We start from the raw sequence: 19807 nt of genomic DNA on the forward strand, positions 1-19807 counted from the left end.
CTGCCGGATTTCATGTCACCTCGATGCTGCGGACCACCCATTGCCGGATCTGCAAGGCGGCAGGCGCGCCGCTGCAGTCCTTTACCGCCAGTGCCCGGCAACACAGCTGGTCCGGTACGGGGCAACCCTGTCAACCATACCACTTCTACCAATGCTCTGCATGCAGACACCCATTGCCCCGGCTACAGCCGACACTCTGTTTCATAGCATGAAAGTGCCTTTGGTTAAATGGTTCCGGGCAATTTATCTCACTGCTTACGACAAAGGAGGAATTTCCGCCTTGCGGCTTTCCAAATATATCGAAATCTCTTGGATACCCGCCAGAAGCATGCTGAAAAAGATCCGAACTGTTATGGCTCATCGCGACAGCATTTATCGACTTGAGAAACTCATTGAACCTGATGATGCCTGTGTCGGTGAAAAACGGACCGGTGAAGAGGCCGTGGCGCCGGAGGGGTACTGGTTCAGCGTGAATTGGAGTTTCCAGTTGTTTGGGTTAAGCCACTCGAACGGAGGAAACCTGGATGAAACAAAAACGACGATCATTTGCGCTGGAAGAAAAGGTGATGGTTCTCACAAGGCGCCTTGTTGACAAGGTGTCGGTCTTTTTATTCATCGTCAGTTTCCGGATTTCTCCTTCTGTCTCAATATAGTTTGTCTTCTTAAGTAATTACTGGATATTCAGGGAATGCATCCTGTCGTCTCGATTGAAGTCACAAACATCAGGGTCAGGGGGACAGCGGCCAGATTGTCGGGATGATCACCATCAATACCACCAGAATCAGCAGGGTCAACGGACCCCCTACCTTGACGTAATCGATGAAACGATAGCCGCCCGGTCCCATGACCAGGACATTGGCTGGATGGGAAATGGGCGAGGTGAAACTGGAGGATGCCGCCATCGCGATACCCATCATCAACGGGTAGGGCGAGATACCCAGACCGGCAGAGGTCTTCAGGGCAATGGGCGTCATCAGCACGACCAGGGCGGCGGTGGGAATGATGCTGGTGGCGACAAAGGTTATGACGATCATTCCGCACAGCACGGCGTGAGGCCCGTATGGACCGAGGGTAGTGATCACAGCTTCGGCCATCAGGGTTGCAGCGCCTGATTTTTCAAGGGCCTGTCCCAGGGGAAGCATACCGGCGATGAGAAACACCGCCTTCCATTCAATATACCGATAGGCTTCATCCATGGTCAGGCATTTGCTCAGCACCATCATCGCCGCCCCGATCACGACGGCAATATAGATCGGCACCAATCCCAGAATCACCGGCAACAGCACCGCCGCCATGATTGCCAGGGCGATTTTCGCTTTATCTTCCCGGGCCGCTTCCTGCATATTTTGCGTCAGTACCAGGAAATCCGGTTCCTGGCCAAGCAGTGCCAGTCGTTTCCAGTTGCCAAACAGCAGCAGGGCGTCACCCAACTGCAGCCGCAGGTCGCGCAGCCCTGATCGCGTCGCCTTCCCCTTGCGCCAGACGGCCAGCACCGTCAGGCCATATTTTTCCCGGAACCTGAGATCCTGCAACGTCTGGCCAAGATGGATCGAGTACGGGGACAGCACGACCTCCATCAGCCCCACCTTCTCATTGTCGAGGATGGCGACATCCTCCCAGCTCTCCTCATCTTTGACAAAGACCCCCTCCAGCCCACGCATGAGGAGGACGGCGATCATATCCGAGAGGCCCGAGATGATCATCGTGTCGCCGGGTTCGAAATGCATATCGGAAGAAGGTATCATTGCCGTTCCGTCCTCCCGGACGATACTGACGATCTGGACATCCAAGGCATCGCCGAGGCAGCTTTCACTGACCGTCTGCCCCAGGAGCTTGGAGCCGTACGGAACACTGAACAGGCGCATTTTCCTGCCCAGGGCGAAGCGGCTCCGGATTTCCGCTTCCTGCAGCACGGCGGGCGGCGGGACTCCGGCGGCCTCGCTCAATTCGTGGATACGGCCTATCGGCCCGCATACCACCAGGATATCCTCGTCCTGCAGCGCGACGGTTTTGACATTGGCGATGATTTCCCTGTTCTGTCGCTTGATGGAAAGGACATTGAGGCCATAGCGGTTGCGGAAACCAAGTTCAGCAATGGTCTTGCCAATGCATTCGCCATCCGGGTCAAGCCGGACTTCCGCCACCTGCATGTCATAATCGAGCAGGCTTGATTTTTCGGCTACCCGGGTCTCGCTCAGGAGTTGCCCCCAGTTGTTCATTTCCTGGATCCGGTCAAATCGACCTTCGACAATGAGCTCATCTCCCGCCATGATGATTGTCGTCATCTCCGGCGCCAGATTCGTTATCCGGCCACGACTGATGCCTATGACATTCAGTCCCAGGCTGGAGCCGAGGTGGCTGTCCGCCAGGGATTTGCCGATCAGAGCGGAGTGCTCGGGAATCTTGATGCGGAACAGCCGGTCCTGCAGCCTGTACTGCGTCAGGATCCGGTTGTTGGCGATATTGTCCGGGCTGACGGCGTTGCCGCCCCGGGGAAGCAGGCGTGTTCCGACCAGGGCGACAAACAGGGTGCCGATGATCATGACCGGCAATCCGATCGGCGAGAAATCGAAGATCCGGAACGGCTCGAGACCGTTGGTCCGCAAGGCCTCACTCACCAGGATATTCGGCGGCGTCCCGATCATGGTGGTCAACCCGCCCAGCAACGTGCCATAGGCCAGGGGCATCAGCAACAGCGACGGGGAATGCCGGGTCTTGCGGGCAACATCCATCACCACCGGCAACATCAGGGCCGCCACGGCAATGTTGTTCATAAAGGACGAGAGAGCCCCGGCGATTACCATGATGACGATCACCAACCGGGTTGGCCTGTTGCCGGCGATCTTCAGCAGGTACCTGCCGAGGATGTTGGCGATCCCGGTCCGGGTCAGCCCGCCGCTGAGAATAAAAACGGCCCAAATGGTCACCACGGCCGGATTGCTGAATCCGGCCAGCGCCTCAATGGGACTCACCAGGCCTGTCAGCGCCAGTACTCCCAGCACGAGGAGGGCCATAACCTCGAGCGGCATCCACTCGGTGATCAGGAGAACAACGACCACCGCCAGGACGCTGAGAACCATGGTGATTTCCGGTGTTATCAATTCGTCCCCCCTCGATGTGGATGACGGCCCAAACCACTCGCCATGGCGTCATCCGTTTTCTCCCTGCCATAGACGAAGAACCGGGAAACAGGTCTCTTCTACTCACCATAGCATGCCGTGATCGGAAGAAAAAGTGGCCTTGAAAATTTGAACCGGCCGTCACCTTGAGTCCCAACGTCCGCAGTTTATCGACGCACAACATTATGTAATTTAAATTAAAAAACAGACTAAATGCCATTTAGCGACTTGAAGATTTTTCCGGAAAAAGCTCAGCTCTCCCGGATAAGGCGAGGAGGGCCGAACTCTGTACACCGGAAACCTTGTTTTATATCCCAAATCTGGATCGCCGTTTCAGTCTATCTGCTCGTGGCTATCATGAAGAAACGGTTCAAGATTGAGGCCTGTCTCTACACTATTCCAAGACAGCTGTTTCGACTGGTGAGGAAACGAGGTCAAAGGCTTTCTCCCGTCGCCCCGTCCGATTTTGCCGGCACAGTCCGAAGAAACAGCCGGGAAGCGGGCAGCAGCAGAACGGTGAATGCCACTGCCAGTAAAACGAAGGTCGGTCGCAGGTCGAGGTGATCGGCGGCCATGCCGACCAGCGGGCCGGTGGCGACAAACAAGGCGCGGAAGCACAAACTGTGCAGGGACAGGATGCTGGCACGGTTGCTGCGTCGTCCGGCCTGCTGCAGGTGGCTGCGCATGATCGGTCCCTGCAGGCCGCGCATGGCGGTCAACAGGTAGTAGAAGAGAAAGCTTCCCGTTGCAGCCGTCAGGCCCAGGCCTGCATATGCCGCAACGATCAGGATGATGAAGAGGGCGGCCATCCGGGAATGTCCGATTTCGAAGTGCAGACGGTGGCTGATCAGGGAAAAAAGGGCCACGGTCAGGTTGGCTCCGGCCCAGACCGGTCCGAACCAGGCCAAGGGAACACCCGTTTGCTGCATGTAGGGCTGGATCAGCCAGACGGTGTAGAAGGAAGCGAGGCCGAGAAGCGTGGAGAACAGGATGGTTGCCCGAATGTGACGACTATCGAGCAACGCGTAACGAAAGGTGCCGAGGGCATCGGCGAGATGAGAGTGGATGGTCCTCTCGCCTTCCTGCGGCGGTTCGACCATGGAAATGCACAGCATCAGGCAGATGGTCCAGATAACGATCTGGAGGATGAAGGGCAAGAGCGGCCAGTAGGCGTACATCGCCCCGGCAAACAGCGCCCCGGCAGCCTCTCCGGTCTGGCCAGCGCCGTTCATCCGTCCGTCGAAACGGGCGTAGTTTTCCTCCCGGCCACGGGCCTGAAGCGTCTCAAACAGCAGGGCCGCGTCGGAACCACTGATGAACGCCCAGGAGGCACCGAGAACAATTTCCGCCAGCAGCACCCCTGCAAAGGATCCGGCGATGGCATAGAGGCTCCAGCCGGCGATGGCGAGTACAGAAGCCAGGATGAGGGCGCTGCGATAGCCGATCCGATCGCTGAGATACCCCGAAGGGTATTCCATGACAAGGCAGGCCACCGAAAAGATTGCCTGCAGCACCAGGATTTCCGTCAGGCTCAGGCCTATCTGATCCTTCCAGAACAGGGTGATGATCGCCATGGGGAACAGTGTCATCTTGAGGGCCGAAAAGGCATAGAGCTTGCCGATATTGCCCTGCAACGGTCTGGTGTCGACTTTCATGAAGGTTTCCCGCAAACGCGCAAAAGGATTGGTGCTGGATTTGATGAGGAAATGGGCATGATCAGGGACACCGGTCGCATGACTCCCTTTCATCTCCTGGCAGGCGTGGCGATGGTCTGGTCCCTTGTATTCATCGAATCGTCCGTGCCTGCTGCAACTTTTATTCAATCATAGCGATGTTCTTCTGTGGGGCAAGGTCATTTCACCTGCCGGTCCCACCCTCAGCATATGAATTTTTTGGCCCATTTTCATCTTTCCGGTGATTCCGAAGCGGTCATGTTCGGCAACTGCATAGCCGACTTCATCAAAGGAGCCGCTGACTTGGGATTATAGAGAGGGAAGAAAATCTTGTGAGATCTGCCTGAAAAGGATAACCTGATGCCAGTAAATGCGGCGGCTGCGAGCAGGAATCAGCTTTTGGGGGCTTTCTAAAAAGCACCGACTCATCCGCTCACCTATTGAACTCAGCGGCCCGGAATGTTGCGCAAAGTTAAAGAAGCGGAGATCACGTGCGCCGGATGAATGCGGGATGATTTGCAGGGAGTGCGGACGCTTCGTTGTGCCGGAGAACGGCTGAATACGTTTCAAAACCTTCAAGAAATGGCCCAGTGGCAGGAACAATAGAAAAAACAATGCGAAGGAGATACAACATGGCAAAAGAAAGATACGAGATCAAATCGGAATGCCCTGAATGCGGATGTGGCCTTATAAAAAATATGACACCTGATGAATTCCGGGAAAAATATGGCGACATCAAGGATAAAGTGCCCGTTCATTGCAGTGACTGTGGCAAAGAGCACGATGGCTGTGTAACTGACAAAAACACTGCGGCCCAGAACAGGACAGAATCGTAAAATGATCGTGTAACTTTATGAGTTTTGAGGATTCGACAGCTCGTTTCTCAAAATCAGGTCCTCTTTTTCGTTTGCAAGCATTTTTGGCTGCCGGCAATCAGACACTCCTCTACTTTCATAACCTGCAGCTTCGCCAGATCATGGGGGGAGGTTAAGCAAGAAGGGCACATCAAAAAGGCGACCGGGTCCAACTCGGCTGCTACAAGACCGGCATCCCGGTCGGCTGGACCCGTCACGACCTGGTGTTCGGCGAGTAAGCCGACCGACCGGAGCAGAACCCCGGCCACCCGCAGCGCCTGAGGGCGGTGGCCGGCTTCCGCCCCCTGCACCCGACTCCGCCCGCAAGCGGGCCAACCTCCCATCTTCTTCAGTCCTGCTGTCCTGTGCGACCGTCCGTGCGTGTCTAGGACCACCTCCCGCCCCTCCTTGGCGACAACTCTCCCGTTCTCTCGCACCGGCAATGCGGTGCAGCCTCCCCGGACCAGTGCAGCCGGTAATCGCGGTCGTTCGCCCGCCAGGCGAACGATCGCGGCAGGAACGATGTCGGTGGCGGATCTGCGCCGAATCGCGCTCGGCGTCCGGCGTTTTTATGCGGGCTGGGGCTGGTGGCGGGGCAGGGCGGGACCCGGGCCGGAGCAGGTTGGCAACCCCGGCCCGGGGTAGCGTGGAGGGCGGCGGGCCGCCCGGTCTAGAAGAACAGCCAGCCCCAGGTGGCGAGCAGCAGCGAGCAGATCAGGTTGAGCACAAATCCGGCCCGGAGCATGTCGCGCTGGCGGATCTGGCCGGTGGCGAACACGATGGCGTTGGGTGGCGTGGCCACCGGCATCATGAAGGCCAGCGAGGCGCCGAGACCGATCATGAGCACGAGGATCTTCGGCGGCAACCCCATCTGCCCGGCGATGGCCGCGAACACCGGCACGAGCAGGGCCGCGGAGGCGGTGTTGCTGGTGAACTCGGTGAGGAAGACGATGAAGATGGCCACGGTCAGGTACATGACAAACGGCGACACCCCGCCGATCAGGGCCGCGACCTGCTGGCCGAGCACGGCCGAGGCGCCGGAGGCGCGCAGCACGGCGCTGAGCGTCAGGCCGCCGCCGAACAGGTAGAGCACGCCCCAGTCGGTGTTCTCGGAGATCTGCCGCCAGTTGGCCAGCCCTAGGGCGACCACGAGAATGGCGGCCATAAGGGCGATGACCGTGTCCGCGCTGGCGATGTGCAGCCACTTGGCCAGGCGGCTGCTGAAAATCCAGGCGAGCGCGGTGCAGGCGAACAGCACCAGCGCCATGATGCGCGGGGTCGTCCAGGGGATGTGGACCTCGGCGATGCTGATCCGGTCACCGAACCTGGGTCGGAAGATGGTGTAGAGCACGACCAGCATCACCGGCAGGATGAAACACATGAGCGGCAGGCCGAGGCGCATCCAGCCGGCGAAGTCCATGTTCAGGGCGCGGGCGGCAATGGCGTTGGGCGGCGAGCCGACCAGGGTGCCCAGGCCGCCCAGGCTGGCCGAGTAGGCGATGCCGAGCAGCAGGAAGACCTTGGTGTTGCGGTCGTCGTTCTTCAACTCGGCCAGCAGCCCCAGGGCCAGCGGCAGCATCATCGCCGCGGTGGCGGTGTTGCTGATCCACATGCTCAGGCCGGCGGTGGCCAGGAACAGGTAGAGGGCGGCGATACCCATGCGGCCGCCGGCCGCGGCCAGCAGGCCAAGCGCGATCTTGTGATCCAGCCCCTGGGCGTGCAGGGCCGTGGCCAGGGCGAAGCCGCCGAAAAAGAGGAAGATCACCGGGTCGGCAAAGGCGGCCAGGGCCTTGGTGGTACCGAAGTCCTCGAAACCGAGCAGCACGCTCACCACCGGCACCAGGAGCGCGGTGATGCTCACGTGAAAGGCCTCGGTCAGCCAGAGGATACCGACAAAGATGAGCAGGGCCAGGCCCTTGCGCGGTTCATCGGCATAGGGCAGAAACAGGTAGGCCAGCCAGGCGACCAGACCGGCGACGGCGGCGATGCCCAGGCCGCGCCAGGGCAAGTGGGGGGCGGGTTCGGGTTTGCGGGGGCTGACGTGGGTGGCGACGAGTTCGGTTTCAGGACTGGACATGGCGGACTCCTGGTTGCAGAAAAAACGACCGTCGCACGCAAGCCAAAGCGGGGTCGAACCCACGGGGCGGGGGAGCGGCGGCAGGATATGGGACAACGGGACGAATGACGGGGGCAGCGCGGGCGCGGGAACAGGCGAACAGCCCAGGTTTGCTCTGCAGCTGGCATCCGGGGATACAATATAGAGAATTGTCAGGTGGTTGCAAGCATAAACGGCCGTTTTTTGGCTGCCGCCGCGCCCGGTTCGTGCTGAACGGTTCGTGCTGCCGGTCCGAAACAGCGCTCTGGCAAGGGAAAAGGCCGATGGTGCCGTCCGGAGGTCCGGCGCGGAACAGCGGACGCGGCAGTGGTGCAGGGTGCGGGCGGCCAGTAAGTCGTACGATATACGCTTACCCCTAAAATAATGTGGACGGAAAACATTTGAATATGTGCCATCCTGCGGGTTGTCTCGGCATATTCCGCGTGTAGGTTGTCAGTGCCGATCCTGCGTTGTGGGGGCGTGCAGGTGGTCACCGCTGGACGCTCGGGGAAAAAAGCCGGGAACAGAGCGCTCCGCCCCGGCCTGTCGGAGTCCAGCGTAGTGAAGGGTCTTTGCACCAGTTAGACTGTCGGCACAGCTGCAAGGGGAGGGGGCGATCAGTGGCCATACTCTTCTTGGCGCAACAGGTATTCCAGCCAGATATCGGTTGGCTGGAGTTGGGACAACTGCCGGTGCTGGAAGAGGACCTGGAGACCAAGAACCGGGAATAGTCTGCGGCATACAGTGCTTTGCCACAGCCAAGTGAGATGATATAAAAAAAACGCACCGATTTTGACTCGAAGCCGCTGCGTTTACGCCGGTTATCGTAAGCCTTTCAGCTCGTTCCTGCAATAATTTGTCGTTCACATCCCTGTGCATGCCTTGTCTGCGGACAAACTCATCCGTGTTGACCTGGTTGCCCCGATCTGTGTAAACCACAGACCAAATCAAAATTGATCAGGAATCATATCAATTTGACTTCAATTTGACTTGTCAGACATTCACGTTACATTACCCAATACAGGTGCATCGGGTTGACGCGTGCCTTTATGTATCTACCTGAATTTGAATTGTAATATTGACGGCTATTGTTCTATACCGGAGAAAGATTTTCAGGGAGAGCCTGTTTCTCTTTTGATAACAGGCTCTCTGATGATCAAACCGCTGAATGCAAAAAAGGATAAAACTCAAATGGGGAAGATGGATAACAAAGTCGCCCTGATCACCGGTTCCGGCCGTGGTATCGGTCGCGCTGTCGCGCACAAGCTCGCCTCTGAAGGGGCCAGGATTGTCGTCAACGACCTCGACGAAGGCCCGGCTGATGAAGTCGTCGCCGAAATCAAGGCCGCCGGCGGCGAGGCAGTTGCCTGTATCGGCAATGTCACCGAAGCCGGGTTTGCCGATCGTTTCGTCAAGACCGCCCTGGACAGCTTTGGCGGTATCGATGTGATCGTCAACAATGCCGGTTACACCATGGACGCGCTGATCGGCAAGATGACCGACGAGGCCTTCGACGCCATGTACAACGTCCACCTCAAGGCCCCGTTTCAGATCCTGCGGGCCGCATCCGGTTTCATCGTCAGCGCCGCCAGGCAGGAAGCGGAAGAGGGCAGGGAAGTCTTTCGCAAGGTGGTCAATATCTCTTCGGTTGCCGGAACCGGCGGCAACGTCGGCCAGGCCAACTATTCGTCGATGAAGGCGGGTGTTCTCGGCCTCACCAAAGCCCTCGCCAAGGAGTGGGGCCGTTACAAGGTTAACGTCAACTGCGTTGCCTTCGGTTATATCGAGACCCGTCTCACCCAGGCCACCGAGGAGAAGGTGAGCATCAAGGTGGACGGGGGGAAGGAAGCTGCTGTCGGCTTGCCTCCCAGGGTCATTGAAGGCTTCAAACGCATGATCCCGATGGGGCGCGGCGGAACTGTTGATGAGGCCGCAGGAGCTGTGTATCTGATGTGCTGTCCCGAGTCGAACTACGTCAGTGGCCAGACGCTGATCTGCGGTGGCGGATTCTCGTTATAATGGTGGTATCTCGAGATCCCCCCATAGGGTGTTACCTTCTGGCAGCGTCAGGGTCCTCGTGAAGGAGAAGCGACATGGTCAAGCAAGCAAAGAATACGATTTGTCTGTGGTACGATGGCGACGCCGAGGAAGCGGCGCGGTTTTACGCCGAAACCTTTCCCGGTTCGTCCGTCGCCACGGTTACCGCCCCTGCTTCTTTTTCTGATCGGGGCGCTTGTACCAGAAGCCGCAGAGCCGGGGCGAACGGATGGCAAACGGCATCAACACCATGAAGAGGATCCAGCCGATAATCTGCAGATCCGAATACCAGCGCAATTTCCGGGCCGACGTGAAGACCGGCGGGTCGGTGATGATGGTAAACCTCTGCCCTCGGCCGCGGCCCCATTTTCTCAGTTGCCGTGACAGCAGCACTTCTTCGGCGGCATAGAGCCTGAGATCGAAACCGCCGACCGCCTGGAAGGCCTCGCGGCGGCAGAACAAAAAACTGCCGGCCGCGGTGCGGGTAACCAGGGAAATCCGCTTCCACAGACCGAGGGCGAGGCGGCCGACCGCAGTGGTCTTGCCTTCGAAACGGACCACGGCGCCGCCGCCGACGCAGCGTCCGTCGCCAAGCAGGTGCAGTGCCTTGGTCAGCAGCGCCGCCTCGATCCGGGTATCGGCATCGACAAAGACCAGATACTCCGCCGCCGTGGCAGCGGCCCCGGCATTGCGGGCCCGGGCGATCTGATTGACCGGTTCGAACACCACCCGGTCGGCCCCGCCGGCCTTGGCCATCGCGGCGGTATCATCGCTGGAATGATTGTCCACCACGATGCACTCGCCGGGGAGATCCTGCGCCGCCATGGCCAGGCGTACCGCAGCCAGGGTGACGGGCAGTTCCTCCGCCTCGTTGTAGGCGGGAATAATGATCGCATAGACGGGCGATGCTACTGGCATATATCCCCCGTGCGGTGAAGGGATGAAGCGGCGGGAACGTTGATCATGGGCAGAGCGGCCACAGGATGGGCTGCATACGTTTCTTATCTGTACAAAACAAGCCCACAGTTTTGACACTTTTTTTGCGGGGGGAAGCTGATACTGCTGAGGGGTGTATAGTTGTCTTTGGTAACCGTCTGAACAAAGAAGCAGGAATTGCATCGAGGACATTTCACTCTCTGCAATCTGTTCTGAACAAACATGCCGAACAAGAACAAGAAGGCTGGAAGAATGAGAGGGACCCAGGTTTTGTATCGCTCTATACATGCCATTGTCAACGCCAGAACTGGAACAAAGGAAAAAAGGATGGAGACAAATATCCGTCTCAGCTTTCTGATCTCAGCCAGGCCTCTGTTTATTTCCTGGATGGATGCCTTCATCGAATGGCCCTTGCTCAGCATCGGTCCTCAGACGCCCCGGCTTCGACTGTCGCCTGCTGCCGTCCGATCGATCTGCCGGCTCGGCATGTATTCACCGATGTACCCATTTACACGTATGGCTTTGGTGTCGGTCCCGTCTTCTCGCAAGGCTGTTGCTCAGAGAAAAAAGCACTCTACTGTTTGTGTCAATCAGGTCTTCCGCCAGCAGATATAGTTCTTGACCCACCCCCCACGCCGCGTGTCTAAGCACCGATAAGCGGAAGCTCCTTTTCAACGGTGAAGTATACGAGAAACGTTGGCTCCTCGTTGTCGTCGTTCAACTTGCGGCGTTTGATTTTTTTCACCAGTTCCGGATTATTTTCCTCACGGGTCTTTTTTAAATACAGCCTTTTCCCTTGAAACCCTGCTCCCTCTTCCACAAACAGGAAGGTCGCCGATGGGTTGGATTGCAGGTTGTGATGGGTGAGGCGGTCGCGCATGATAAAGGTCACGGTTTCCTTTTCTAAAAAATGCGGACGCGAATATATCGCCGCATTGACCTTGCCGTTGCTGTCGGCTGTGGCCAACACGCCGAATCCTTTTGAGTTTTCGAAGTATTCCTGTAATTCTTTCATGATTTTCCCTGGTCTGGAGTTGAGAGTTGCAGTTATTGTCCCTTATTGATTGATGGGCGTTCAGCGTTGGACAATACCATAAAAAAATCAAAAAATATCAACATAACAACGAATCGGCGGCCTTCGACGGATACGTTCTCTGATCAGGGACTGCACAGATACATGGATATCTCATGACCCCATCATCAGTTTCTGCGCGATTGCCTCGGCACTCTCGCCGGCGAACCCTGCCCGGTATCCCCTGGCGAACTCGCGCTGATCATCGTCGCCATCGAGGGCAAGATACTGTTGATGCTCGGCCTCGGCACCGAACGAACTGCCATGGAAATGACGATACAGTCCGAGAATATAGCCGGAGACGAATGCGTAGTACTCACTGATCGCTGATAGCGTCTGTGCCGCGCCCAGGTTGTGCTGGAACTCATTTTCTGTCATAGTATCGCATCATATTGAGTTTTTTCCGACCCATTGCATCGGGATAATGGGTGTGGATCAAGGGGTGATGACAGAACCGGTGTCCCGGTTCTCTCCCGATTTGCAGGCGAAACCGGCTTTGTCGACATCGCCGATCGCCCCGCGGTGCTCTGCACAGGTTATGCGCTTATGAAGATTCTGCTTATTTCGGCCAATACGGAACAGTTCAACATGCCGGCAATGCCGCTCGGTCTTGCGTGTGTCGTCGAGGCAACGCGAAATGCCGGCCACCACGTTACCATGCTTGATCTGATGTTTCAAATCGATGTCCATACGGCACTGCAGACCGTCATTATGGAAGTCCGTCCGGAGTGTATCGGTATTTCCGTGCGGAACATCGATGATCAAAATATCGGGACCAGGAATTTTCTCCTCGATAAAGTGAAGGAAGTCGTCGCCGTCTGCCGGCAGCTGACCGCTGTCCCGATTGTCCTGGGCGGCGCCGGGTACAGCATGTATCCGGAGAGCGCGTTGGCCTATCTCGGTGCGGATTTCGGCATCGAGGGGGAAGGGGAAACAGCCTTCCCGGCGCTGCTGACCCAATTGGAGAACCACGGCGATCTTTCCCGGATACCGGGGCTGTATTCTCGAGAGCATGGATTGCATCAGGGCAGAATCTGCAGCGACAATCTCGACCAGTTCCCATTGCCGGGAACGAACATCCTTTCGGCTTCCGCCTCCCAGAGCCATGATCCCTGGATTCCGGTGCAGACCAGGCGCGGCTGCGCCCTCAAATGCAGTTATTGTTCAACTGCCACCATTGAGGGCTCCATCCTGCGCCAACGCTCCCCGGGCATTGTCGCCGACTGGCTCGAGCGGTGGGTGACGGCTGGATATGCACATTTTTTCTTCGTCGACAACACCTTCAATCTCCCTCCGGCCTATGCCAAATCGCTTTGCTGCCGGATAGTAGAGAAGAACCTGGCTATGCGCTGGCGGTGCATCGTTTACCCGAAAAATGTCGACGATGAACTGGTTCGGCTCATGTCCGCCGCCGGCTGCCGGCAGATCAGCCTGGGGTTCGAGAGCGGTTCCGAGCCGATACTCAAAAATCTGAACAAGCACTACAACCTGGAAGATATACGGGCGACTTCATCGCTGTTTGCCAGGCACGGCATCGAACGCATGGGTTTTCTCCTGTTGGGTGGCCCTGGTGAAACCCGGGAATCGGTGGAGGAAAGTCTTGCCTTTGCCGATTCTCTGGAACTCGAGGCGTTGAAGGTGACGGTCGGCATACGCATCTATCCCGGCACCCAGCTGGAGGGGATTGCCAGGGACCAGGGGGTTATTACCTCGACAAGCAATCTGCTGTTCCCACATTTTTACCTGGCGCCCGCTTTGGAAGAGTGGCTTCCTGAAAGGCTGAAGGAATGGGGGAAGTCCCGCCCCTCCGTCATTATGTGAGCCGGAGGAAACAAGGGGCGCCACAGGGCGGCGCAGGCAGGCGGCAGCCGATGCTCCGCTGATCAGTAATCCCATTTGAACTGCAGACCGGCTTTGTTATCGATCTCGGTACTTTCGCTGGTCGCCTTGATATGCGGCGTCAGTTCGATTTCCACCTCGACCCCGGTCGAACCGGGCGCTGTTCCCCGCTTGGTGCCGACATACACCCCTTCGGTCAGATATTTGCCGACCTCGACGTTGGGCCCGCCCTCGCCGCCTTCGACCCGCATCACATCGGCACCGAGTGACTTGCGGAGAGATCCCACCACGTTCAGCCCGCCGCCCTTGCCCGCCAGCTCGGCCGCGGCAGCGGCGAGCTGCAGTGCCTCGAACGTGCTCAGACTGCCCTGGGCCTTGCCGAACAGGACCCGCGACAGGATTTCATCCTGCGGCATATCGGGAACGGAGGTCAGCGCCAGTTTGACGTCGCTGGCCGGCCCGGTCAGGGCTGCCGTCACCAGCAGGTCTTCGACCGTGTAGACCCCGACGATGTCGAGGAGCGGATCGGGCGGCTGCCCGCCGAGAAAGGAGATCTGCGACTCGCGGATGGAAAAGGTCTTGCCGAGGACGTCGAGCCGGCCGCGCCGCGCCCGCAGCTCGCCGACGATTTTCGGAGAGTCCGCCGCCCCGCTGATATCGAGACGTCCGCCCCATTCGGAATCGAGTCCCTTGCCGCGCAGGAACAGCCGCCCCGGAATCTTCACCGTGGCATCGAGGATGGCGGTGAACGGGGCGGTCGCGTCCTGCTTCTCTGCCGTCGCTTCCCGGCCGGGTTGGTCCAGGTAGACGACATCGAGCTGCGGCACCGACGCGGGCAGGGCAACCGCCAGGTCAACCTCGCCATGGGATACCGTGATCTCGCTGTCGATTGTGGCGGCATTGCTATCGCCGGCCACGCTCAGATTTATGTCGGTCCAGAGCTGCAGCTCATCCATGCGGACGACTGCAGCGTCGCGCATGGTGATTTCCCCGCGATAGGTCACGGCTGCGGCATCGCCCAGGACAACCTCGGCGTGGCCGGTCAATGTGCCTTTGCCGCCGTCATCGGCTGAAAGTTCGGTAATCCGCATGCCGCCCCGGTCGAACCGGCCGTCGAGGCGGATATGGCGCAGCAGGGTGCCGAACTGCAGATTCTCGTAGCTGCCGTCCTCCAGGGTCAGCACCCCTTCCCAGGAGGGATCGCTGAGGCTGCCGGACAGGTCGGCGACCAGCTTGATCCGGCCGGACAGCAAGTGGTCGGGGAGGGGAACATAGGGCCAGAACCGGGCAATCTCGCTGTCCAGGTCGGCGTGGACCGAAAGCGGCGCATCGGCATCGATTCCCCCCTGCCCCTTGAGGAGCGACAGGTTGATCGGCACCAGCGCCCGGGCCTCGATATCCCGGCGGTCCTCATGCCCCAGCGACAGCTGCGCCTCCGCTTGCCTCTCGCGCACAGTGCCGGCGAGATGGAGGCTGAACGGCGGCGCCTGCGGGTTGCCGGCGATCCGGATATCCTTCATCGTCCCGGAGAGTTCCGCCTGCGGCGCCTTTCCTGCCCGTTCGTTCACCCTGGCGGTGAGCGACAGGGTGCCCGCCAGATCCTGCTGGCCGAAGACGGCCGCCCAGGGGCCAAGGGCAAGATCGCGGAGATCGGCACGGAGGTCGAACTCCCTTTCCGGTACCAGGTGGAGCGTGGCGTCGATCAGACCATCCTCGAGCGCGAGCGTGGCCGTCGCATCGAGCGTTCCTGTGGTCGATCTGGTCACCTGCAGCGGCCGGGGCACAGAAACCATCTGGTGAGCGATATCGGCGTCGAATCGGTCGACCGACACGCGGACATCACCCTCCAGGTCAAGATCGGCGGAGGCAGCAAGCGTCAGCGGCAATCGGTCCTCGATCCGGCCGGCGGTCTCGACGCTCAGGCGCATCTTCCCGGGCGTGCCCTGCAGCGCCGCCTCCAGCCGCTCGACCACCGTCTGTCCGGCCGTCATCCCCGTACCGTCAAGCTGCAGAGTCATCACCGGCTCACCGAGGGCGTCGTCAACCCGACCATGTAAGGCCAGCCGGTCGATGGCTGGCGGGTTGCCACCGTCGCCGGCCGCCAGGCGCAGGCCGTTGCCCGCCGCGTCGAGATCGATCCGCTGTCGGCCCTCGACCGGCAGAAAATCGATGTTCGCCTCGAGCCTGCCGGCGGCGAGCGGCACTCCCAGATCGCCCAGCAGTCCAGCGTCGAGCCGCGCCAGCTTGACTGCCCCGCGCACCGGCAGATCGTTGCCGGGCAGCTCGAAGCGGCCGGCGAGATCCAGCCCCTCGCCGTTCAGGGTCATGGCCAGCTGCACGCCCTCGGGTGGGAGAACGGCATCGACATCCAGCCGGTAGGGATTGTCGAGCACCAGAACCTCGAGTCGGTTCTGCAGTGCCAGCACCTGCTTCTCCGACCAGGTCAGGGTCGAGGCCAGCTCGATGTTGTCGAACCGTCTGCCGGCGGTCTCGAGCGCCGCTGCCGTCAGCCGGATGGTGCCGGCCGGGGCGGTCACCGGACCTTCAAGCGCAACCTTCAGCCGGGCATCCGCGGGCAGGGTCACCCCGGCGGCCGGGGGGAGGGCGCCGGGCTGGACCGCAACCTCAGCGGCGACTTTCATCTCCTTGAAGTCCTCCATCACATCGATGGTGGCCGTACCTGTTACCGTCGCCAGATCGAGGCGATCGATGGTTATCCCCATGTCCAACTGCGGCGACATCTTGAGCCGAGCGGCAATTGCCGGTTCGGGCCCGACCAGTCGATCGAGATCCGCATTCCCGAAGGCAAGACCGCGGCCGGTAATGGCGATATCGGCCTGGCCGCCGCCGGCGGCGCTCCAGTCGACATCGGTGACGGCGACATGGCCAGCGCCGCTCAGCTCCAAACCGGTGAGGGCTGTGACAACCGACAGATCGGCGATTTCCGCCTCCAGGCTGGCCCCGATACGGCTGGCCGCCAGGTCGACGTCGGCCTTGACCGACACGGCCAGCAGATCCGGCCTGGCAAGATCGAACCGGGTGAGCGCCAGCCGCTTGGCCGCCGTATCGAACCGGCCGGCCAGATCGACCCCGAATGCCCCCCGCAGCGGCGCCGGCACCTGCTCCGCCAGTTTTCCCAGGGTGGTCACCGCGCCGGCATAGGAAAAGCTTATCTCCTTGTCGCCCAGTTCTATTCCGATCTGACCGGAGAGTTCGGCCATATCGGCGGCGGCCAAGGCCAGGTCGCCCTGCCACGTGTCGGCAGGACCCTCGCCTTGCAGGGAAACGGTGATATCGGCAGCTTCCTCCGGCCGTACCCCGGCCAGGGTCATGACCATTCCGGCTCGCCCGATGCGACCGTCGACCTCTGCCTCCAGCTCCCTGCTGTCGGCCTTGAAGGCTAGTCTAGCACGAAGTCGGTCGCCACTGCCGGCAAGCGGGGTCAGGGCAAGGGAAAAATCGGTCGTCAGATCCTGTGCCGCCGCCGCCGAGGCTTCGAGAGCATAGGTGAACACGCTGCCGCTGGCCGGATCGGTAAGACGGATATCCGGCAGGGCGAGTTGCCCCAGGCGAAGCGCCAGCGGCAGGTCCAGCGGCCCGCTGTCGCCTGGGGGTTCTTTCTGGTCCTGGGCGGCGGTGCCGCTATGGGGGAGAACGACCGCCAGGCTGGCGGCGGCAAGACGATCGATCTGGATGGTACCGCCGAGGAGCGCCCGCGGCGACCACAACAGCTCCAACCGCCGTATTTCGACCTCGAGGCCGGTTGCTTCCATCTCCAGGGCCAGGTGGTCGAGGCTGAGACCGGTCCACAGGCTGCCGCGAATTCCTTCCGTCTCGAATCGGCCGTCGATCGCCGCTCCTACCGTGCGATTGATCGTCGGCGCGGCGAAACGGAGAACCGGCCCGGTGCCGGCCAGCACCAGCACCAGTCCAGCCAGGACGAAGAGGGCAACAAGGCCATACAGCAGGCGCCGCAGCCACCGCCGGCCGGCCGGTTTTGTCCCGCTTGTGGCCGGACTGCCCGGGGGCTGGTCGAAACTATCATTGCCTGGCTGAGTATCCATCAGAAGGCCTGCCCGATGCTGAGGTAGATCTGGAAGTCGTCATCGCTCCCCTCCCGTTTGTCCAACGGCAGTGCGAAGTCAAGGCGCAGGGGACCGATCGCCGTGTAGTAGCGCAGGCCGAGTCCCGCCGCCCACCGCAGGTCGAGCGAGGACGGCTGCGAATCGTCGAAGACATTGCCGCCCTCGACAAACGGCACCACTCCGATATGCTCGGACACCCGGGCCCGCAGTTCCAGGCCGGTCTCGACCACCGAACGGCCGCCTATCGGGTCATGATTTTCATCGAGGGGCCCGATCTTCTGGTATTCATAGCCGCGGACCGAACCGCCGCCCCCGGAATAGTAGCGTTTGTGCGCCGGCAGTGCTGACCGTTCCTCGCCCCAGACTCCGGCGAGCCGGGCTCGCCCGGCCACCACGTAATGACCGGCCCGGTCGAACGGCAGATAGGACGAGCCGTTCACTCCTGCCGAGATGAAGCGGGTGCTGGCGCCGCCGAGGCTGGTGAGCGGCGAGACCGTCATCTCCAGCCGGCTGCCGGAGGTCGGATCGAGGGGATTACTGGTGCTGTCGCGGCGGATTGAAGCGCGCATGCCGCCGAGATAGAAGTCTTCGTTCGGCGAGTCGGCGCCGGTCAGGGAAGAATACTCGGCCGTCAGCCCGGCGGTTGCCGTCCAGTATTGAGCGAATCGCCGTTCGACCCCGACGAAACTGTCGGCCAGTTGCCCCTCATAGGCGGCGGTATTGTACTGTTTGCCCTGACCGTCGACCACAAGCGACTGACGGCGCTGAAAAAACCTCGGCTTGCTGAAACCGGCCTCGGCCCCCTGCTGCAGCTGTGATGCCGCCAGGCGCAGCCGCAGCCTTTCGGCGCTGCCGAACAGGTTGCGATGCTCCCAGAAACCGTTGCCGCCGATGCCGTCGGCGGTAGAATACTCGATCCCGCCGCCAACGGTGCGGTGGGCGCTTTCGCTGACCTGCATGGTAATCGGAATTTCGCCCTGGTCATTGACCGGTCCGCCGAGATCGACGCTGGCGGCATCGAAGAGTTTCGATTTCGCCAGTTCGCGCCGGGTGGCGGCGATCTCTGCCGGCGAAAATTGCCCGCCTTCGGGCCAGGTGCGATAGCCGGCGATGAAGTCGGCATCGACTTTTTCCGCGCCGCTCACCGTTACCGCTCCGAATCTGGCTTCTCTGCCGGTGACGACGCCATAGGTGACGCTCAGGGTCTTTGCTGCGGAATCGGCGATAACTGTGCGGTTGCCGGCTTTCGCCAGCGGATAGTCGTCATGATGGAAGCGGTCGACCAGCCGTCGTCCGGCCTGGATGATCGGGTCCGCCTCGGCCCGCATACCGCTGGAAAGTCCGACCTTCTGCAATTCCTTGTTGTCGAGCGGATGGCTGGCGGTTGTCCCGTCGGGACCGGTGAGAAGTAGATCCGCTCTGGCGAGCCGATAAGGGGGGCCGGTTTCGATCAGGAATTCGAGGGTCACCGGTTGCGGCATCGTGTCGCGGCCTTTGTCGGAAGGCGTCGTCGCCGCTTCAGCCCAGCCGGTTTCGCCGTTGCCGGCGGGTGTGTTGCGGAGCGCCGAGGCTACCCTGCCGTCATAAAAACCGAACGAGCGCAGAACCGCCGCGAACCGCTCGATATCGTCCTCGGCCCGCCGGTTCAGCCCGGCCAGGGTCGGCGGCGGCCGGTCCCGCAGCCGCAAGGACGTGCTGGTCTCCTCCAGGGCGGCGAGAAGATCCTTTTCCTGCGGGTCGACGCCCGTTAATTTTACCTGGTAGGGAATGGTGGGCACGGAATCGCCGGCAACCGCTCGCTCCTTCTCGTCGCCGAGGCCCAGACGCAGGTCGATTCCACGCGATGAACAGCCGGCAAGCGCCGCAGCGCAGACCAGCAGCAGCAACAGGGGCAGCCGTTTACTCCGCACGATCGCGTTATGGCCCGGTTGTCCGGTCATCGGCCTGTATTCTCCGGCGTGATTGTTTCCGAGCCGTCACCCGGCCCGATTCGATTATCTTCTTCCTGGCAGCAGCTTTCTTCCTGGTTATGCTATCCATTTCCTGTCGATTTGCAAGAAAAAGGCATGTCGTGCCTATAGGCCGCGGTTGACAGGG

At 60.3% G+C, this 19807-nt stretch carries 13 protein-coding genes and 2 pseudogenes; 7 read left to right on the forward strand and 8 right to left on the reverse strand.

Annotated elements, in window-relative coordinates; all coding sequences use genetic code 11:
- Positions 1-140: 140 nt before the first annotated feature.
- Positions 141-439, forward strand: a pseudogene (locus HNQ81_RS17640) (IS1595 family transposase); the annotation flags it as partial.
- Positions 440-728: 289 nt separating this feature from the next.
- On the opposite strand, the gene HNQ81_RS11705 reads toward HNQ81_RS17640, so the two are convergent.
- Both HNQ81_RS11705 and HNQ81_RS11710 read right to left on the reverse strand, forming a co-directional pair.
- The gene (locus HNQ81_RS11705; RefSeq protein ID WP_275888870.1) at positions 729-3101 is read right to left on the reverse strand and encodes an SLC13 family permease; all 2373 of its coding nucleotides are present in this window, start codon (positions 3099-3101) and stop codon (positions 729-731) included.
- A gap of 452 nt (positions 3102-3553) precedes the next feature.
- Positions 3554-4774, reverse strand: a complete 1221-nt coding sequence (locus HNQ81_RS11710; protein WP_183351488.1) for an MFS transporter — start codon at positions 4772-4774, stop codon at positions 3554-3556.
- Between the two features lie 228 nt (positions 4775-5002).
- Between HNQ81_RS11710 and HNQ81_RS18275 the strand changes: the two genes are divergently transcribed.
- Positions 5003-5107, forward strand: coding sequence for an ACP phosphodiesterase (locus HNQ81_RS18275; protein ID WP_420842290.1), 105 nt, complete (start codon positions 5003-5005; stop codon positions 5105-5107).
- Positions 5108-5424: 317 nt separating this feature from the next.
- Entirely contained in the window at positions 5425-5628 is a 204-nt protein-coding gene (locus HNQ81_RS11715) for a hypothetical protein (RefSeq protein WP_183351489.1), read from the forward strand.
- A 688-nt stretch (positions 5629-6316) separates the two neighbouring features.
- Here HNQ81_RS11715 and HNQ81_RS11720 read toward each other — a convergent pair.
- Positions 6317-7723 (reverse strand): SLC13 family permease, encoded by a 1407-nt coding sequence (locus tag HNQ81_RS11720; RefSeq protein ID WP_183351490.1) that lies wholly within the window; start codon positions 7721-7723, stop codon positions 6317-6319.
- 1209 nt (positions 7724-8932) lie between these two features.
- On the opposite strand from HNQ81_RS11720, the gene HNQ81_RS11725 reads away from it, so the two are divergent.
- The gene (locus tag HNQ81_RS11725; protein WP_183351491.1) at positions 8933-9760 is read left to right on the forward strand and encodes an SDR family NAD(P)-dependent oxidoreductase; all 828 of its coding nucleotides are present in this window, start codon (positions 8933-8935) and stop codon (positions 9758-9760) included.
- Positions 9761-9834: 74 nt separating this feature from the next.
- Positions 9835-9960 (forward strand): annotated as a pseudogene (locus HNQ81_RS18160) (VOC family protein); the annotation flags it as partial.
- Here the strand turns inward: HNQ81_RS18160 and HNQ81_RS11735 are convergent.
- Positions 9941-10696 carry a glycosyltransferase gene (locus HNQ81_RS11735; protein WP_183351492.1) on the reverse strand — a complete coding sequence of 252 codons (756 nt, stop codon included), beginning with the start codon at positions 10694-10696 and terminating at the stop codon, positions 9941-9943. The pseudogene HNQ81_RS18160 and the gene HNQ81_RS11735 overlap by 20 nt on opposite strands.
- Positions 10697-11041: 345 nt before the next feature.
- On the opposite strand from HNQ81_RS11735, the gene HNQ81_RS11740 reads away from it, so the two are divergent.
- Positions 11042-11329: a hypothetical protein gene (locus HNQ81_RS11740; protein ID WP_183351493.1), complete on the forward strand. Its 288-nt coding sequence runs from the start codon at positions 11042-11044 to the stop codon at positions 11327-11329.
- 28 nt (positions 11330-11357) lie between these two features.
- On the opposite strand, the gene HNQ81_RS11745 is transcribed toward HNQ81_RS11740, so the two are convergent.
- Together HNQ81_RS11745 and HNQ81_RS11750 are read right to left on the reverse strand one after the other, a co-directional pair.
- Positions 11358-11729 carry a pyridoxamine 5'-phosphate oxidase family protein gene (locus HNQ81_RS11745; protein WP_183351494.1) on the reverse strand — a complete coding sequence of 124 codons (372 nt, stop codon included), beginning with the start codon at positions 11727-11729 and terminating at the stop codon, positions 11358-11360.
- A 171-nt stretch (positions 11730-11900) separates the two neighbouring features.
- Complete coding sequence (locus tag HNQ81_RS11750) at positions 11901-12164, reverse strand: hypothetical protein (RefSeq protein ID WP_183351495.1); 264 nt, start codon at positions 12162-12164, stop codon at positions 11901-11903.
- A gap of 168 nt (positions 12165-12332) precedes the next feature.
- Between HNQ81_RS11750 and HNQ81_RS11755 the strand changes: the two genes are divergently transcribed.
- Positions 12333-13607, forward strand: a complete 1275-nt coding sequence (locus HNQ81_RS11755) for a B12-binding domain-containing radical SAM protein (RefSeq protein WP_183351496.1) — start codon at positions 12333-12335, stop codon at positions 13605-13607.
- Positions 13608-13669: 62 nt separating this feature from the next.
- Here HNQ81_RS11755 and HNQ81_RS11760 read toward each other — a convergent pair whose 3' ends face one another.
- Both HNQ81_RS11760 and HNQ81_RS11765 read right to left on the reverse strand, forming a co-directional pair.
- Positions 13670-17689 carry a translocation/assembly module TamB domain-containing protein gene (locus HNQ81_RS11760; RefSeq protein ID WP_183351497.1) on the reverse strand — a complete coding sequence of 1340 codons (4020 nt, stop codon included), beginning with the start codon at positions 17687-17689 and terminating at the stop codon, positions 13670-13672.
- Positions 17689-19650, reverse strand: coding sequence for an autotransporter assembly complex protein TamA (locus HNQ81_RS11765; RefSeq protein WP_183351498.1), 1962 nt, complete (start codon positions 19648-19650; stop codon positions 17689-17691). The genes HNQ81_RS11760 and HNQ81_RS11765 overlap by 1 nt, the downstream gene beginning before the upstream one ends.
- Between the last annotated feature and the right edge of the window lie 157 nt (positions 19651-19807).

Source organism: Desulfoprunum benzoelyticum, assembly GCF_014201505.1.
GTDB classification, from domain to species: Bacteria; Desulfobacterota; Desulfobulbia; order Desulfobulbales; family Desulfocapsaceae; genus Desulfoprunum; species Desulfoprunum benzoelyticum.

Excerpts from the sequence above, each read along its gene's own strand:
- HNQ81_RS11710 (WP_183351488.1), bottom strand. The coding sequence starts at position 4,774 with ATGAAAGTCGACACCAGACCGTTGCAGGGCAATATCGGCAAGCTCTAT.
- HNQ81_RS11715 (WP_183351489.1), top strand. The coding sequence starts at position 5,425 with ATGGCAAAAGAAAGATACGAGATCAAATCGGAATGCCCTGAATGCGGA.
- HNQ81_RS11755 (WP_183351496.1), top strand. The coding sequence starts at position 12,333 with ATGAAGATTCTGCTTATTTCGGCCAATACGGAACAGTTCAACATGCCG.
- HNQ81_RS11725 (WP_183351491.1), top strand. The coding sequence starts at position 8,933 with ATGGGGAAGATGGATAACAAAGTCGCCCTGATCACCGGTTCCGGCCGT.
- HNQ81_RS11745 (WP_183351494.1), bottom strand. The coding sequence starts at position 11,729 with ATGAAAGAATTACAGGAATACTTCGAAAACTCAAAAGGATTCGGCGTG.
- HNQ81_RS11740 (WP_183351493.1), top strand. The coding sequence starts at position 11,042 with ATGGAGACAAATATCCGTCTCAGCTTTCTGATCTCAGCCAGGCCTCTG.
- HNQ81_RS11720 (WP_183351490.1), bottom strand. The coding sequence starts at position 7,723 with ATGTCCAGTCCTGAAACCGAACTCGTCGCCACCCACGTCAGCCCCCGC.
- HNQ81_RS11735 (WP_183351492.1), bottom strand. The coding sequence starts at position 10,696 with ATGCCAGTAGCATCGCCCGTCTATGCGATCATTATTCCCGCCTACAAC.
- HNQ81_RS18275 (WP_420842290.1), top strand. The coding sequence starts at position 5,003 with ATGAATTTTTTGGCCCATTTTCATCTTTCCGGTGATTCCGAAGCGGTC.
- HNQ81_RS11750 (WP_183351495.1), bottom strand. The coding sequence starts at position 12,164 with ATGACAGAAAATGAGTTCCAGCACAACCTGGGCGCGGCACAGACGCTA.
- HNQ81_RS11760 (WP_183351497.1), bottom strand. The coding sequence starts at position 17,689 with ATGGATACTCAGCCAGGCAATGATAGTTTCGACCAGCCCCCGGGCAGT.
- HNQ81_RS11765 (WP_183351498.1), bottom strand. The coding sequence starts at position 19,650 with ATGACCGGACAACCGGGCCATAACGCGATCGTGCGGAGTAAACGGCTG.